The sequence below is a fragment of the Mesorhizobium sp. WSM4887 genome (assembly GCF_029625865.1).
In the GTDB taxonomy this organism is placed as follows: Bacteria; Pseudomonadota; Alphaproteobacteria; order Rhizobiales; family Rhizobiaceae; genus Mesorhizobium.
This window is the reverse complement of sequence record NZ_JARTVP010000002.1, coordinates 615,108-629,999: the sequence shown is the minus strand read 5'-3', so window position 1 is coordinate 629,999 and position 14,892 is coordinate 615,108. Positions and strand designations below refer to the sequence as shown.

The following is a 14,892-nucleotide window of genomic DNA, read 5'->3' as shown; positions in this document are numbered from 1 at the left end:
GGGCCAGATCTTGTCAGCCGCGCTCTTCGTCATCGGGCTCCCCCTCCCACTTCCAACCGAGTATCTCGGGCATGTCCTGCCCGTGCTCGCGGATATAGGCCCGGTGCTCGATCAGCTTGCCTTCCATGGCCTGCTTCAGCTGGATGCGCACACCGGTCAGCTCGGGAATGCGATCGAGCACGCCGAGCACCAGATGATAGCGGTCGAGCCCGTTCAACACGGTCATGTCGAACGGCGTCGTCGTCGTCCCTTCTTCATTGTAGCCGCGTACGTGGATGTTGTCGTGATTGGTCCGCCGGTAGGTCAGGCGATGGATGGTCCACGGATAGCCGTGATAGGCGAAGATGACGGGCTTGTCGCTGGTGAACAACGCGTCGAATTCGCGATCCGACAGGCCATGCGGATGATGTTCCTTCGGCTGCAGGGTCATCAGATCGACGATGTTCACCACTCGGACCTTGAGGTCGGGAACGTGGCGCTTCAGAATTTGAACGGCAGCCAGCGTCTCGAGCGTCGGCACGTCGCCGGCGCAGGCCATCACCACATCCGGCTCGGCCCCGCCGTCAGTCGATGCCCACCCCCATATGCCGATGCCGGCGTTGCAGTGGACTTTCGCCTCGTCGATGGACAGCCACTGCCAGGAATTGGCCTTGCCGGCGACGATGACGTTGATGCGGTTCCATGTCTGCAGCACATGGTCGGTCACGCAAAGCAGGCTGTTGGCATCCGCCGGCAGATAGACGCGCACGACATCCGCCTTCTTGTTCAGCGCAACGTCGATGAAACCCGGATCCTGATGGCTGAAGCCATTGTGCTCCTGCTGCCAGACATGACTGGACAACAGATAGTTCAGCGAAGCGATCGGCCGCCGCCAGGCAAGTTTGCGGCAGGCATCCAGCCATTTTGCATGCTGGTTGAACATGGAATCGACGATGTGCGTGAAGGCCTCGTAGCAGGAGAAGAAGCCGTGGCGCCCCGTGAGCAAATATCCTTCCAGCCAACCCTGACAGGTATGCTCGGACAGAATCTCGAGCACCCTGCCCTCTCGGCCAAGATGGACATCCTCGGGCAATATCTTCTCCATCCAGGCGCGCTCCGTAACCTCGAAGACGTCCTGCAGCCGGTTCGACGCGGTCTCGTCCGGACCGACGATGCGGAAGTTCCGGGCGCTCTGGTTAAGCGCCATTACATCGCGCAGATAGGCACCCATCGCCCGTGTCGACTCAGTCTTCACCTCGCCCGGTCGGACCATTGCGATTGCGTGCTTGGCCAGGCTCGGCAGGTCGAGAGACCGGCGCAGCAGGCCGCCATTGGCGTGCGGGTTGGCGCTCATGCGCCTATCACCTTGCGGCGCGGTGGCGCGGATCAGGGCCACAGGCGAGCCAGCGGCATCGAAGAGCTCTTCGGGCCGGTAGCTTCTCATCCACTCTTCGAGCATCTTCAGATGCGCCGGGTTTTCGGCGAGGCCGGAGAGCGGAACCTGATGGGCGCGCCAGAACCCTTCGGTCTTCAGCCCGTCGACCTCCTTGGGGCCGGTCCAGCCCTTCGGGCTTCGCAGTATGATCATCGGCCACTTCGGACGAGGCTGCGCGGTCTCAGCGCCGCTGCGTGCGGCCCGCTGAATAGTCTTAATACGGTCCAGCGCGTCGTCGAGCACGACCGCCATCCGCTCATGCATCAAGGCCGGATCGTCGCCCTCGACCAACAGCGGCTCGTAGCCGTAGCCGACGAACAGCGCGCGCAGCTCTTCCTCGGGGATGCGGGCCAGAATGGTTGGATTGGCAATCTTGTAGCCGTTGAGGTGGAGGATCGGCAGCACTGCCCCGTCACACCTCGGGCTGAGGAACTTATTGGAGTGCCACGACGTGGCAAGCGGGCCGGTTTCCGCCTCACCGTCGCCAACGACGCACGCGACAATCAAATCCGGGTTGTCGAAGGCGGCGCCGTAGGCATGGGAGAGCGCGTAGCCAAGCTCGCCGCCTTCGTGGATCGACCCTGGAACGTCAGGAGCGGCATGGCTGGGAATGCCGCCCGGGAAGGAAAACTGGCGGAAGAGCTTCTTCATTCCGGCCTCGTCTAGCGAGATATCCGGATTGATCTCGCTATAGGTGCCTTCGAGGTAAGTGTTGGCAACCATCGCCGGCCCGCCATGGCCAGGCCCGCAGACGTAAATGACGTTGGCATCGCGCAGTCTGATCGCGCGGTTGAGATGCGTGTAGATAAAGCTCAGACCCGGCGAGGTCCCCCAATGGCCGAGCAGCCTGGGCTTGACGTGCTCCAGCCGGAGCGGCTCGCGAAGCAGCGGATTGTCGAGCAGGTAGATCTGCCCGATGGTCAGATAGTTGGCGGCACGCCAGTAGGCGTCGATGTCGCTTAGCTCCTGCGCGGAAAGGCGGCGGGTGCGGGGCAGTTCGGTCATTGCTGACTCCTTCCACTCAATCCAGCCGGATTTCGACCACAACGCATCCACGCTGCCACCGGTTCATGACCGGTCAGTGTCAAATCCCGCAGCCATCGATTTACACGGCGCGAAATGTTCGAGCTTTGATCCATCGCAAATGGCCATGCGCGACAGCCATTCGGTGTCTTTGCTCTCGATCAATGAATACCCGATCTCGCACTCATACGCTTGAGGGCGAATTGGTGGCTGGAACATCGGTCAACCCGATCATCGCCGAGCGACGAACCGGTGGAACTGTCCATGATTCTTCTGTCGAATTGACGGGCGCGCTGATTGAAAGCAGAACTCGCGCCGAAGCAGGTGTTCAGGAGCGAAGGCAGGTCGGGTTTTGGAGGAAGCATGGGCGAGAATTTGTCCGGACATCACGCAGACCGCATTCAAGCCGCGATCGCTTCGAACGCGGCGGCAAAGTCGGCATTGGTCGCGTCTTGGCGGCGGTCTTCAAGCTTGCATCGGCTCGACCCAGCCGACTGTAGCTCCCCACGCTACCTCACGCAGGCGGAACTGGGGCAGGCCCGACAACGTATCGAACCGCTTATCCAGGCTGCCCAATCGAGCCTTGACCGCCTCTATCTTGCAGTGGGCGGCGTCGGGTGCTGCGTCCTGCTCGCCGATCACGATGGCGTGCCGGTTGAACGGCGCGGAGCGCCGGCGGATGACGAGACGTTTCATTCCTGGGGTTTGTGGACTGGCGCCGTCTGGAACGAAGAGAGCGAGGGAACCAACGGCATCGGTACATGTCTGGTCGAGCAGCGGGCTCTGACGATTCACCGCGATCAGCATTTTCACACGCGCAACACCGGGCTGAGCTGCACCACCGCTCCGATCTATGATCACCGGGGAGATCTTGTAGCCGCACTCGATGTGTCTTCGTGCCGGGCTGATCTGACCGAAGCCTTCGCCAATCTGATTTCGGTGGCCGTGGTCGATGCCGCGCGTCGGATCGAGGCGGAGAACTTCAAGATGGCGTTCCCCGACGCGCGAATCATGCTGGCGCCGGTGACCGACAAAGGTTCTGGCGCGCTCATCGCGGTTGATCCTGACGACCTTGTCGTCGGCGCGACGCGTTCGGCCTGTCTGGCGCTTGGCATTACGCAAGCGTGTCTCGACAAGCCTTTGCCCGCGACCGATCTGCTCGGTTGGGCCAGAAGCGGCTCCGAAATCCTCGCGGAGGCGGAGCGCGGCGCATTGCAGCGGATGCTGGCACGCACGGATGGAAATGTCTCGGCCGCGGCTCAACAGCTCGGCATCAGCCGCGCGACGCTCCACCGCAAGCTCAACCGGTTGGACATCCACAGGCATCACTGATGTCAACCGAACATGACTGTCGCAATTCTGCGACACATGCCTCCTGACCGCTGTCCTCGATACGGTGACAATACGGGCGGAAATCGCAAGTCTCTCTTTCCGAAGCGTCGCATCCCGCGACGTCAGCTTTGGGAGGAAAACACATGAACAAGGTAGAATTCTCGCGTTCGGTCAAAGCACCCTTTGGCAAGCGTTACGGCAATTTAATCGGCGGCAAATGGACGGAACCGCGATCCGGCCGCTACTTCGAGAACCACTCGCCGGTAAACGGTCAGCTGCTTTGCGAAGTGGCGCGCTCGCAGGCCCAGGACATCGAGGACGCTCTCGATGCGGCCCATGCCGCGAAGGACGCTTGGGCGCGTACCAGCGTGGCCGAGCGGTCGCTCATCCTCAACCGCATCGCCGACCGCATGGAGGAAAACCTCGATCTCCTCGCTCGCGCCGAAACCTGGGACAACGGCAAGCCGATCCGCGAGACGACCGCGGCCGACCTGCCTCTGGCCATCGATCATTTCCGCTATTTCGCCGGTGCCGTACGTGGCCAGGAAGGCAGCCTTTCCCAGATCGATGATGATACTGTCGCCTATCATTTTCACGAGCCGCTCGGCGTCGTCGGCCAGATCATCCCGTGGAACTTCCCGCTGCTGATGGCATGCTGGAAACTCGCTCCGGCGCTGGCAGCTGGAAACTGCGTGGTGCTGAAGCCCGCCGAACAGACGCCCGCCGCGATCATGCTGTGGGCCGGCCTTGTCGGCGACCTACTGCCGCCCGGCGTGCTCAACATCGTCAACGGCTTTGGCCTTGAGGCCGGCAAACCGCTCGCCTCGTCGCCACGCATCGCCAAGATTGCCTTTACCGGCGAGACCACGACCGGCCGGCTGATAATGCAATATGCCAGTCAAAACCTGATCCCAGTCACATTGGAACTGGGTGGCAAGTCGCCCAACATCTTCTTCAAGGACGTCGTCGCCGAGGATGATGATTTTTTCGACAAGGCGATCGAAGGTTTCGTCATGTTTGCGCTGAACCAGGGCGAGGTCTGCACCTGTCCGAGCCGTGCGCTCATCCATGAATCGATCTACGACACGTTCATGGAAAAGGCACTGAAGCGCGTCGAGGCGATCGTCCAGGGTGATCCGCTCGACCCGGCGACTATGATCGGCGCCCAGGCATCGAGCGAGCAGCTTGAAAAGATCCTGTCCTACATCGACATCGGGCGCCAGGAAGGAGCGGAGGTGCTGACCGGCGGCGAGCAGAACCATCTGCCGGGCGACCTTGCCGGCGGCTACTACGTCAAGCCGACGGTGTTCAAGGGCAACAACAAGATGCGCATCTTCCAGGAGGAGATCTTTGGGCCCGTCGTGTCCGTGACGACCTTCAAGGATGACGACGAGGCGCTGTCGATCGCCAACGACACGCTCTACGGCCTCGGCGCCGGTATCTGGAGCAGAGATGCCAACCGCTGCTACCGCTTCGGCCGCGCCATCCAGGCCGGGCGCGTGTGGACCAACTGCTATCACGCCTATCCGGCGCATGCCGCCTTCGGCGGCTACAAGCAGTCCGGTATCGGCCGCGAGACGCACAAGATGATGCTCGACCACTACCAGCAGACCAAGAACATGCTGGTCAGCTACAGCCCCAAGAAGCTCGGCTTCTTCTAATCCTCCCGCGGCTAAGAGGAGGGCGCGGTTCACCCGCGTCCTCCCGTCATTTGGAGGAGAATTTGATGGACAATGCTTCATTGGGCAAAGTCTCGGCCACCCCGCAGGCCAAGGTGCTGCTTGCCGAAATCATTGCCGATCACGGCCCGGTGCTGTTCCATCAGTCCGGCGGCTGTTGCGACGGATCCTCGCCGATGTGCTATCCGCGCGGCGAGTTCATGATCGGCGACAATGACGTGAGGCTCGGCGAGATCGGCGACACTCCGGTCTATATTAGCGCCTCGCAATACGAGGCCTGGAAGCATACCGACCTGATCATCGACGTGGTGCCGGGAAGGGGCGGCATGTTCTCGCTCGACAATGGCCGCGAGAAACGATTCCTGACGCGCTCGACCATCTGCGCTGTTGGGGACTGAGCAAGCCAGCGGACTGCATTATCATTGTCTCAGCGCAACGAGCGTCCTGAAAATTGGATGCAACATGCCCGCCTCTAAGGGAGCCAAAGGGCATGAAACGCAAATTGGACGATGAGGCGACGATGGACGGGATCATGCGCGAGACGCCGGCGGCGATCCGCGTCGTTCTTCAGCATGGGATGCTCTGCGTCGGCTGCCCGATCGCCACCTTTCACACCGTTTCAGAAGCGGCGCACGAGCATGAGCTGGACGAGGACAGGCTTCGTCGTGACCTGCAGGCGGCGATCGACGCCGGCAACGTGGACTAGCTTTTTGCCGCGCGGCCTTCGGCAATGACAAGCAGCCGATGCGGCTCGACCACGACGACCCTCTGGCGTCCGCTCTTGACCAGCCCTTGGTCCTCCCATGCGGAAAGCAGCCGGCTTACCGTGTGGAGCGTGGTGCCCGTCATTTCCGCGACGTCCTGGCGCGAAATCGGGAAGTCGATCAGAATCCCTTGTTCGGTCTTTTTCCCCGACTGCTTGATCAGCTTGAGCAACGCGTGCGCGACGCGCTGCTCCACCTGCTCGGTGGACATCTCGATAACGCGCGTGTGGGCGTCCTGGAGTCTGGATCCGACAACCTTGTAGGTATTGGCGCTAAAGCTTGGGTAGCTCGTGGCGAAGGTGGACCACAGTTGGCTTGGCCAGGCAAGCACCACGCAATCGGCGGCCGCCACGGCATTTGCCGGATAGGTCGTCCGGCCCAGCGCGCTGGCGATCCCCATCAACTCGCCTGGGCTTATATATCGCACGGTCACCTCGTGTCCGTCCGGAGTCGACTTCACCACGCGCACATGGCCGTCGAGCAAGAGGAAGAATGAATGTGCCTCCTGTTCCTGCTCGAACACCGGCTGATCCTTGGCAATGCGAACGGATCTCGCCTGGCTGATGATGCGATCGAGGTCCGCTGCGGCGATCCCCTCGAAGACGGACAGACCGGCAATCAACGACCGATCAAGGCTTGCCAACTGCCTTCCCTCCCCAACTCAACTGCGCACCGCGCTCGGGCCTCGGCCGAACTTTGTCACGGACGACCCGTTGCCGACAAGTGACGCCTCCCTCGTCTCCTCCACTGTTCGTCTGTCGTTTTTCCTCTTGCAATTTGCGCCAGCGCAAATCGGCAGGCCGTCCGGCGATCTACAAGAGCGCAACGGTTGATGCCGTGGTGAACCCAAAGAAAGGACTGTTCCAATGAAACTACCCCTCATCGCCGCGGCGATCGCGTTGCTCTCAATTGCCGGCGCTGCAAATGCCGAAGAACATGTCGTGCAGATGCTGAACAAGGGTGACAAGGGCTCGATGGTCTTCCAGCCCGACTTCGTCCGCGCCGCTCCCGGCGACACCATCAAGTTCGTGCCGACCGACAAGACTCATAACGCCGAGATCATCAAGGGCATGATCCCGGACGGTGCCGAAGCGTTCAAGGGCAAGCCGAGTGAGGAGGTCACGGTCACCCTCACCAAGGAAGGTGTCTATGGCGTGAAGTGCGCGCCACACTATGGCATGGGCATGGTGGCGCTGATCGTCGTCGGCAAGCCCGTCAACCTGGACGCGGCCGAAGCCGTCAAGCAGATCGGCAAGGCAAAACCGGTCTTCGCCGAACTGTTCGCCGAGGCGACCAAAGCCGCTTCGAACTGATCCGACAGCATGTGGGATTGCCTCCGGCGGTGGCGAGCCGGAAGCACTGGCCGGGCAGACCTGGGGAGAGGTCTGACCCGGCCATTTTCATTTTTGCGATTTGGTATCCTGCCGCAGCCACAGTTGTCATGACGCGAGTTGCTTTCGCCAATCATCCCAAAACCAAAATCCATTTGGCTCAGATTTGCGCAAACGCAAAGAAGCGCCGCGCAAAGATATTATCCTCGCTTCATCGAAATGGTGAAGTTGAGGAGATAAAAATGCTTACGAGACGCGAAGCTTTGTTGGGTTCTGTTCTGACCGCCGCCGCCGTCGCTGCCATCGGCTCTGGGCCGGTAATGGCCGCCGCCAAGGATGTGGCTGGGCTGCCCCGCGAAAAGGTGACCCTCGTCGCGCCGCCTTTCGTGCACGCCCACGACCAGGTGGCCAAGGGTGGCCCCAAGGTCGTCGAGTTCACCGTGACGATCGAGGAGAAGCCGCTGGTCATCGACGCCGACGGCACGCAGCTCAATGCCATGACCTACAACGGTTCGATCCCGGGCCCCCTCATGGTCGTGCATGAAGGTGACTATCTCGAGCTCACGCTGATCAATCCCGACACCAACACGCTCGCCCACAATATCGATTTCCATGCGGCGACCGGCGGGCTCGGCGGCGGCGCCCTGACGTTGATCAACCCGGGCGAGCAGGTGACGTTGCGCTTCAAGGCGACCAGGTCGGGCACATTCGTCTACCATTGCGCCCCTGGCGGCGCGATGATCCCGTGGCATGTCGTGTCGGGGATGAGCGGCGCGGTGATGGTCCTGCCGCGCGACGGACTGAAGGACGACAAGGGCAAGCCTGTCCGCTATGACCGCATCTACTATGTCGGCGAAAACGACTTCTACATCCCGCGCGATGAGCAGGGGAAATTCAAGAAGTACGACTCGGCCGGCGACAACTACGACGACACCGTGAAGGTGATGCGCGGCCTGATCCCGACGCATGTCGTGTTCAACGGCAAGGCCGGATCGCTGACCGGCGAAAACGCCATGAAGGCCAAGGTCGGGGAAACGGTGCTGATCGTCCACTCGCAGGCCAATCGCGACACCCGCCCGCACCTGATCGGCGGCCATGGCGACTTCGTCTGGGAAGGCGGCAAGTTCGCGAACCCGCCCGCCAAGGATATGGAAACCTGGTTCATTCGCGGCGGTTCGGCGGGCGCGGCGCTCTATACCTTCCGTCAGCCGGGCGTCTACGCCTATGTCAATCACAACCTGATCGAGGCCGTCGAGCTCGGCGCCACCGCACACTTCACCGTCGACGGAACCTGGGATGACGATCTGATGATGCAGGTCGAGGCTCCCAAGGCGATCGCCTCGTAAATCGCAAAGGCGATCTCCCACAACCTGCCGGCGCGGCCGGCAGGTTGCACCCGCGGGTGGACTTTGAACATGTCCTTCGATCCTGTCTTCACATTTGGAACTATCGCTGCCGCCGCCCTCATTGGTCTCGGCGTCAGCAACGCAATCGACGGAACGTCCTCTCTGTCTCGGATTCCAGCTGCTACGGTTGACCTGGTAACCCTGACGCCCGGATCGTTCGATCACCCACAGCCTGGCGAGTTCCTCAGGGACAACCATCCCGTGCCTGCACCCGTGGCGAGGCAAACCATCGACACGCCTCTGGAAATCATGAAGTTCCAGGTGACCGCATCCGACTATGACCGCTGCGTTTCGGACGGCGCCTGCAAGCCTGCCAATTCGAGCATTGTCGGCAACGTTCCGGCAACGGGCGTCAGCTTCCTCGATGCACAGGCTTACGCGAGTTGGCTATCGGCAAAGACAGGCGAGACATGGCGGCTGCCGACGGACGTCGAGTGGGCCTATGCGGCGGCCGAGCGGTTTCGCGCCGACATAGAAGCTGGTGAAGGCGACCCGGCCGATCCGGCGAGGCGATGGCTCACCCAATATCGCAACGAGTCGGCGCTCGGCCGCAAGGCGGATCCTGAACCGCGGCCTGTCGGGGCATTTGGAAACAACTCGAAGGATGTTGCTGATATCGCCGGCAACGTGTGGGAATGGACATCGACCTGCTATGCCCATGTGACGATATCCAGCGATGGCGCTACCAGTTCGCTGGGCAATTGCGGCGTCCACGTTGTGGAGGGTTTCCACCGCACTTACATGTCGAACTTCATCCGCGACGGCAAAAGCGGCGGCTGCGCGGTCGGCACTCCGCCGGACAATCTCGGATTTCGCCTGGTCCATGATCGCGCCGGCCTCCTGCAGGCGGCGCTTCGCCGCCTTGGCTTGACCTGACTGCTCTCAAAAGGAACACCGAATGACTTCAAAGCCGGTCTTTCCCGACAGGGTTCGCCCTGCCGCCGAACAGCCCTTGGCCCGCCCTGGCGTCGACCGGGCTTCAATTGGATTGCTGGTTCGCGAATTCTATTCCGGCGTACGAAAGGATGAGCGACTTGGACCCATCTTCGCCCGGGAAATCACTGGCGATTGGGAGCCTCATCTGGAGAAGATGACCGACTTCTGGTGCTCGGTGATATTGAAGAGCGGCGACTATCATGGACGGCCGGTGCCAGCTCACCTGAAGCTCAAGGACGTCACCGAGGCCGACTTCAGTATCTGGTTGGCCCTCTTCAGCAAGACGGCGTCCGAGCTCTTCACCCCTGAGATCGCGGCTGTCTTCGTTGAGCGGGCCGAACGGATAGCGGCAAGTCTGAAGCTTGCCATGTTCTTCCGTCTCGGCTCCTCAGCCAGTGATTAGGTGCAATCCCGCCGGCGCGAAGAATTCGTCGGGCTGATAACAGGCTTGATTTTGCGCAAGGACCGCGGCTGTCAGGGTTCGTAGTCTCCGCCGATGATCCTTAATCTTTGCGTCGGTACGATCGTCATCAGTCTGACGGTCCTGATCCATACTTTCGGCCTCATCGCGATCACTCACGCGATGGCACGGCTCGTTGCGCTCTTTCGCATGCACGGGCGGCGCAGCCGGGTCATCGCCATGATCACTGTGGTTATGGGACTTTTCGCGGTAATGACGACGGAGGTCTGGCTATGGGCCGGAATTTACCGACTGCTCGGAATTTTGACCGACTTCGAGACGGCGCTTTACTTCTCGACCATAACCTTCTCGACAGTCGGCTATGGAGATGTCGTGCCCGCCCACGGCTGGCGCGTGCTGGCTGCCCTGGAGGGCATCAATGGCTTTCTACTGATTGGCTGGTCGACCGCCTATCTGATCGCGGCCGGCACCCGTGTTGGCCCCTTCAGGGCCGGCGAGCATTTTTGAATCTGCTACCTGAGCCGGCGCTCAAACCGCCAGTGAATGCCTGCCGGTTCCATTGCTGAGATATTTGTCAAACTTGGCCGCCACCGTCCTGACGAGAGGCCGGCTTTCCTCCGGCACGACGAAGTTTTCGCCGTCGAGCCTAAGGAGTTGGCTGGCGCCGCTGATAGCCAATCGGCTCGCTTCGCACAGCACCGTTTGACCCACCGCTCCAAAGCGTTCGACAAGTTCTATCGCCGAGAAGGCGAAGTTGCACATCAGACGCTCGATGACCCAGCCCCGCGCCAGATCATCAAGACTAAACTCGATGCCCCGCGCTATCGCCAGTTGGGCGGAATCCACTGCCTTTTCGTACTCGCCGGTGGCAACAATGTTTTGTGCGTGACCCTGGCGGAACCGGCTGATCGAGGAGGGACCAAGACCGATCAGGGTTTCGCACTGATCCTCGGTATAGCCCTGGAAGTTGCGGCGGATCTTGCCGGCACGCGCGGCAACCGCCAGCGCATCCTGCGGTTTTGCAAAGTGATCCAGCCCCAATGCCTCGTAGCCGTCATCGGCGATAAGTTGAGCGGCACGCCGCGACTGCGCCAGGCGCGCGGCGGAATCAGGCAGCCAGGCTTCATCGATCATCGTCTGATGCTTCTTGAACCACGGCACATGCGCGTAGCCGAACAGCGCCAGCCTGTCTGGCGCAAGCGTCAGCGCCTGGGCGACGGTCTCCGCAACGCTCTCGCAGGTCTGGTGCGGCAGTCCGTAAAGCAGGTCCAGGTTGACGGACGTGACGCCCCGCGCACGCACCGCGTCGACAATGCTCTTGGTCAACGCGAAACTCTGCTCGCGGTTGATCGCCCTCTGCACTTTGGGATCGAAGTCCTGGACGCCGAGGCTCGCTCGCGTCATGCCGATCGCGGCGAAGGCATCCAGCCGTCCCTCGTCCATGTCGTTCGGGTCGATCTCGACGCTGAGGCTGGCGTCATCAAGAAAGTCGAACCGGTCCCGCAACGCTTTTCCGAGCAAGAGGATGTCGTCGGGCTTGAGCATCGTCGGAGAGCCGCCGCCGAAATGAACGGCGCGGATCCTACCCCGGCCGCGCACAAGGCCGCCGACGGTTTCGATCTCCTTGTGCAATGAGCGGAGGAATGTTGCCACGGGCGCATAGTGACGCGTCTGCTTGGTGTGGCAGGCACAGAACCAGCACAAGCGGTCGCAATAGGGGATATGCAGATAAAGCGATATCTCGTCATCGCCTTCAAGCGCGTTCATCCATCCCTGCACAATCAACGCGTCGACGCCTGGATGAAAATGCGGGGCCGTCGGGTAACTCGTGTAACGCGGTACATTGTCGCCAAGCGCAACGATGGGGTTAGGCGGCATGGGAGAGAGGGGAACGGGGGGAGGCGTCATGTCGGCAAAGCTGCCTGAACGACACTGGTAAAACCTTGATCTCCATCAAAGCGGCGCTGGTCCTATTTGGCGCAAACTGCCATCCCGATTCACCACGGGCGTGGCTATGACCGCCAGACAGGACGTTCAACAGGCTGATGTACTCGCAATCTGCAAATCCTGCGAAGCGCGGCAGGTCGGGTTGTTCGGTGCGCTCAACGCCCGGCAGCGTGCAGAATTGGCCAAAGCTTCGTCCAGACACGAGATTTTGGCGGGAACGGAACTGCCCGACGACGGAACCTACTCAAGCCTGCTGTCCGGCGTGGTCAAGCTCACCAGGAACCTGTCGGACGGTCGGCAGCAGATTGTCGGATTCCACTTTGCACCCGATTTCCTCGGCAGGCCGTTCGAGGCGAAAAGACCAATCAAGACCGAAGCCCTCACGAATGTAGTGCTATGCTCGTTTCCAACGGCGGTCATCGACCGAATGATCAACGAGACGCCAGAGCTTGGACGCCAGCTGCTAAAACACGCGTTTAGCGAGCTCGACGAAGCACGCGACTGGATGGCGGCGCTGGGACGCAAGACGGCATCCGAGAAAGTCGCGAGCTTCCTTCTCATGGTCGCCAGAAACCTTGCTGCCTTTAAATATCCGGTAGACTCGATGAGCTTCGCTCTGCCGCTGACTCGCGCCGACATAGCCGATTTCCTTGGGCTGACGATCGAGACGGTAAGCCGAGAGCTCTCCCGGTTGCGATCCGAGGGCACGATCCGTATCGTCAACAAACGGCAGATCAGCGTCCCAAGCATTGCTCAACTCGAGCAACGCTGCGGCGACTGAACAGCAACCTGCATTTGCCAAACCGCAACTCGCCCTGACTCCACCAAGGCCCACTGCAGCTCGCTTGCTCAGGCGCGATCTTCTATTTGGGCCCTAGCAGCGGCGTTGTGGCTGGCGGCACGAACTCCCAAACAAAAAGCGATCCACGTTTGACTTGGATCAAGGCTCCGAAATCGAAAATCCCGAAATGGTGCCGCGAGCGGGAATTCCGCCGGAACTTTCGAGATCGGGGACTTGCGATGAAATATGGCACGGAGATGGTCCTTCTAAGCCTGTTTGCGTTGGGCGCCGTCGTCGCTGCCGGCTTCGGCGCGGACGAAGCCTTTCGCCAGCACATGTGGGTTTTGTTCTTCGCGGTGGCTGGCTTCACCGCGATCTTGCTGCGCAATTCGGATTTCAAGCCGGCAGCGCCGATCGACCCTGAGGCCTATATGGATGGACCGATCCGCTACGGCGCCATTGCAACCATGTTTTGGGGCGTTGTCGGCATGCTGGTTGGAGTGGTCATAGCCCTTCAGCTTGCTTACCCCGACCTCAACATTCCGCCATGGTTCAATTTCGGCCGCCTGCGCCCGCTGCATACGTCCGGCGTGGTGTTCGCCTTCGGCGGCAACGCGCTTTTGTGCACGTCCATGTACGTCGTCCAGCGCACCTGCCGGGCTCGGCTGTTCGGCGGTAATCTCGCCTGGTTCGTATTCTGGGGCTACCAACTCTTCATCGTCATGGCCGCCACCGGCTATCTGCTCGGCATCACCGAGAGCCGCGAATATGCCGAGCCCGAATGGTATGTCGACATCTGGCTTACGATAGTCTGGGTCGCCTATCTCCTGCTCTTCCTCGGCACCATCCTGAAGCGCAAGGAACCGCATATCTACGTCGCGAACTGGTTCTACCTGTCCTTCATCGTCACCATCGCGATGCTGCACGTCGTCAACAATCTGTCGATGCCTGTCTCGTTCCTGGGATCGAAGAGCTATTCGGCTTTCTCGGGCGTCCAGGATGCGCTGACCCAATGGTGGTATGGCCACAACGCCGTCGGCTTCTTCCTGACAGCCGGGTTCCTCGGCATGATGTATTACTTCGTGCCCAAGCAGGTGAACCGGCCCGTCTATTCCTACCGCCTGTCGATCGTCCACTTCTGGGCGCTGATCTTCCTGTACATCTGGGCTGGCCCGCACCACCTCCACTACACCGCCCTCCCCGACTGGGCGCAGACGCTGGGCATGGTGTTCTCGATCATGCTGTGGATGCCCTCCTGGGGCGGCATGATCAACGGGCTCATGACCCTCTCAGGGGCTTGGGACAAGATCCGGACGGACCCGATTGTCCGCATGATGGTCGCAGCCATCGCCTTCTATGGCATGTCGACCTTCGAAGGCCCGATGATGTCGATCAAGACCGTGAACTCGTTGTCCCACTATACGGACTGGACAATCGGCCACGTCCATTCCGGCGCCCTCGGCTGGGTTGGGCTGATCTCGTTCGGAGCCATCTATTACATGGTGCCGAAGCTGTGGAACCGTCAGCGGCTCTATTCAATGCGGCTCGTCACCTGGCACTTCTGGCTGGCGACGCTGGGGATCGTCGTCTACGCGGCGGTGATGTGGGTTTCAGGCATCATGCAGGGCCTGATGTGGCGTGAATACGACGAACAGGGCTTCCTGGTCTACTCGTTCGCCGAGACCGTCGCCGCCATGCATCCCTACTACGTCATGCGCGCCGCCGGCGGCGCCATGTATCTCGCCGGCGCGCTGATCATGGCTTGGAACATCACCATGACCATCCGCGGCTACCAGCGCGAAGAGCAGCCATTGCCGGGTTCAGCATCCGTCCCGCAGCCAGCCGAATAAGGAGCCAC

General features: G+C 61.1%; 14 protein-coding genes. 11 read left to right on the top strand and 3 right to left on the bottom strand.

What is annotated here, in order from left to right; all coding sequences use genetic code 11:
* Nucleotides 1-13 precede the first annotated feature (13 nt).
* A complete protein-coding gene (locus P9230_RS11495) occupies nucleotides 14-2,419 on the bottom strand; it encodes a phosphoketolase family protein (RefSeq protein ID WP_128203362.1) in 2,406 nt (801 codons plus the stop codon).
* A 381-nt stretch (nucleotides 2,420-2,800) separates the two neighbouring features.
* On the opposite strand from P9230_RS11495, the gene P9230_RS11490 reads away from it, so the two are divergent.
* From P9230_RS11490 to P9230_RS11475, 4 genes are all read left to right on the top strand, one after another.
* Nucleotides 2,801-3,769, top strand: coding sequence for a GAF domain-containing protein (locus tag P9230_RS11490; protein ID WP_278119018.1), 969 nt, complete (start codon nucleotides 2,801-2,803; stop codon nucleotides 3,767-3,769).
* 143 nt (nucleotides 3,770-3,912) lie between these two features.
* On the top strand, nucleotides 3,913-5,430 hold the full coding sequence (adh, locus tag P9230_RS11485; protein ID WP_278119015.1) for an aldehyde dehydrogenase: 1,518 nt from the start codon (nucleotides 3,913-3,915) through the stop codon (nucleotides 5,428-5,430).
* A 65-nt stretch (nucleotides 5,431-5,495) separates the two neighbouring features.
* The gene (locus P9230_RS11480) at nucleotides 5,496-5,846 is read left to right on the top strand and encodes a DUF779 domain-containing protein (RefSeq protein ID WP_128203399.1); all 351 of its coding nucleotides are present in this window, start codon (nucleotides 5,496-5,498) and stop codon (nucleotides 5,844-5,846) included.
* Between the two features lie 92 nt (nucleotides 5,847-5,938).
* Nucleotides 5,939-6,154, top strand: a complete 216-nt coding sequence (locus P9230_RS11475; RefSeq protein ID WP_128203398.1) for a DUF1858 domain-containing protein — start codon at nucleotides 5,939-5,941, stop codon at nucleotides 6,152-6,154.
* Here the strand turns inward: P9230_RS11475 and P9230_RS11470 are convergent.
* Nucleotides 6,151-6,855 carry a Crp/Fnr family transcriptional regulator gene (locus P9230_RS11470; RefSeq protein ID WP_128203397.1) on the bottom strand — a complete coding sequence of 235 codons (705 nt, stop codon included), beginning with the start codon at nucleotides 6,853-6,855 and terminating at the stop codon, nucleotides 6,151-6,153. The two genes, P9230_RS11475 and P9230_RS11470, sit on opposite strands and share 4 nt — an antisense overlap.
* A gap of 223 nt (nucleotides 6,856-7,078) precedes the next feature.
* Between P9230_RS11470 and P9230_RS11465 the strand changes: the two genes are divergently transcribed.
* The 5 genes from P9230_RS11465 to P9230_RS11445 all read left to right on the top strand — a co-directional run bounded on the left by P9230_RS11465 (nucleotide 7,079) and on the right by P9230_RS11445 (nucleotide 10,813).
* On the top strand, nucleotides 7,079-7,525 hold the full coding sequence (locus tag P9230_RS11465) for a pseudoazurin (RefSeq protein WP_128203396.1): 447 nt from the start codon (nucleotides 7,079-7,081) through the stop codon (nucleotides 7,523-7,525).
* Between the two features lie 260 nt (nucleotides 7,526-7,785).
* Nucleotides 7,786-8,889: a copper-containing nitrite reductase gene (nirK, locus tag P9230_RS11460; protein WP_278119008.1), complete on the top strand. Its 1,104-nt coding sequence runs from the start codon at nucleotides 7,786-7,788 to the stop codon at nucleotides 8,887-8,889.
* A 69-nt stretch (nucleotides 8,890-8,958) separates the two neighbouring features.
* Nucleotides 8,959-9,825 (top strand): SUMF1/EgtB/PvdO family nonheme iron enzyme, encoded by an 867-nt coding sequence (locus P9230_RS11455; protein ID WP_278119006.1) that lies wholly within the window; start codon nucleotides 8,959-8,961, stop codon nucleotides 9,823-9,825.
* A 22-nt stretch (nucleotides 9,826-9,847) separates the two neighbouring features.
* On the top strand, nucleotides 9,848-10,288 hold the full coding sequence (locus P9230_RS11450) for a group III truncated hemoglobin (RefSeq protein WP_128203422.1): 441 nt from the start codon (nucleotides 9,848-9,850) through the stop codon (nucleotides 10,286-10,288).
* A 93-nt stretch (nucleotides 10,289-10,381) separates the two neighbouring features.
* Nucleotides 10,382-10,813, top strand: coding sequence for an ion channel (locus P9230_RS11445; RefSeq protein ID WP_128203421.1), 432 nt, complete (start codon nucleotides 10,382-10,384; stop codon nucleotides 10,811-10,813).
* Between the two features lie 21 nt (nucleotides 10,814-10,834).
* Here P9230_RS11445 and hemN read toward each other — a convergent pair whose 3' ends face one another.
* A complete protein-coding gene (gene hemN / locus P9230_RS11440) occupies nucleotides 10,835-12,184 on the bottom strand; it encodes an oxygen-independent coproporphyrinogen III oxidase (RefSeq protein WP_278119464.1) in 1,350 nt (449 codons plus the stop codon).
* A gap of 136 nt (nucleotides 12,185-12,320) precedes the next feature.
* Between hemN and P9230_RS11435 the strand changes: the two genes are divergently transcribed.
* Both P9230_RS11435 and ccoN read left to right on the top strand, forming a co-directional pair.
* Entirely contained in the window at nucleotides 12,321-13,034 is a 714-nt protein-coding gene (locus tag P9230_RS11435) for a Crp/Fnr family transcriptional regulator (protein WP_278119002.1), read from the top strand.
* A gap of 239 nt (nucleotides 13,035-13,273) precedes the next feature.
* Nucleotides 13,274-14,884, top strand: coding sequence for a cytochrome-c oxidase, cbb3-type subunit I (gene ccoN / locus P9230_RS11430; protein ID WP_278119000.1), 1,611 nt, complete (start codon nucleotides 13,274-13,276; stop codon nucleotides 14,882-14,884).
* Nucleotides 14,885-14,892: the final 8 nt, after the last annotated feature.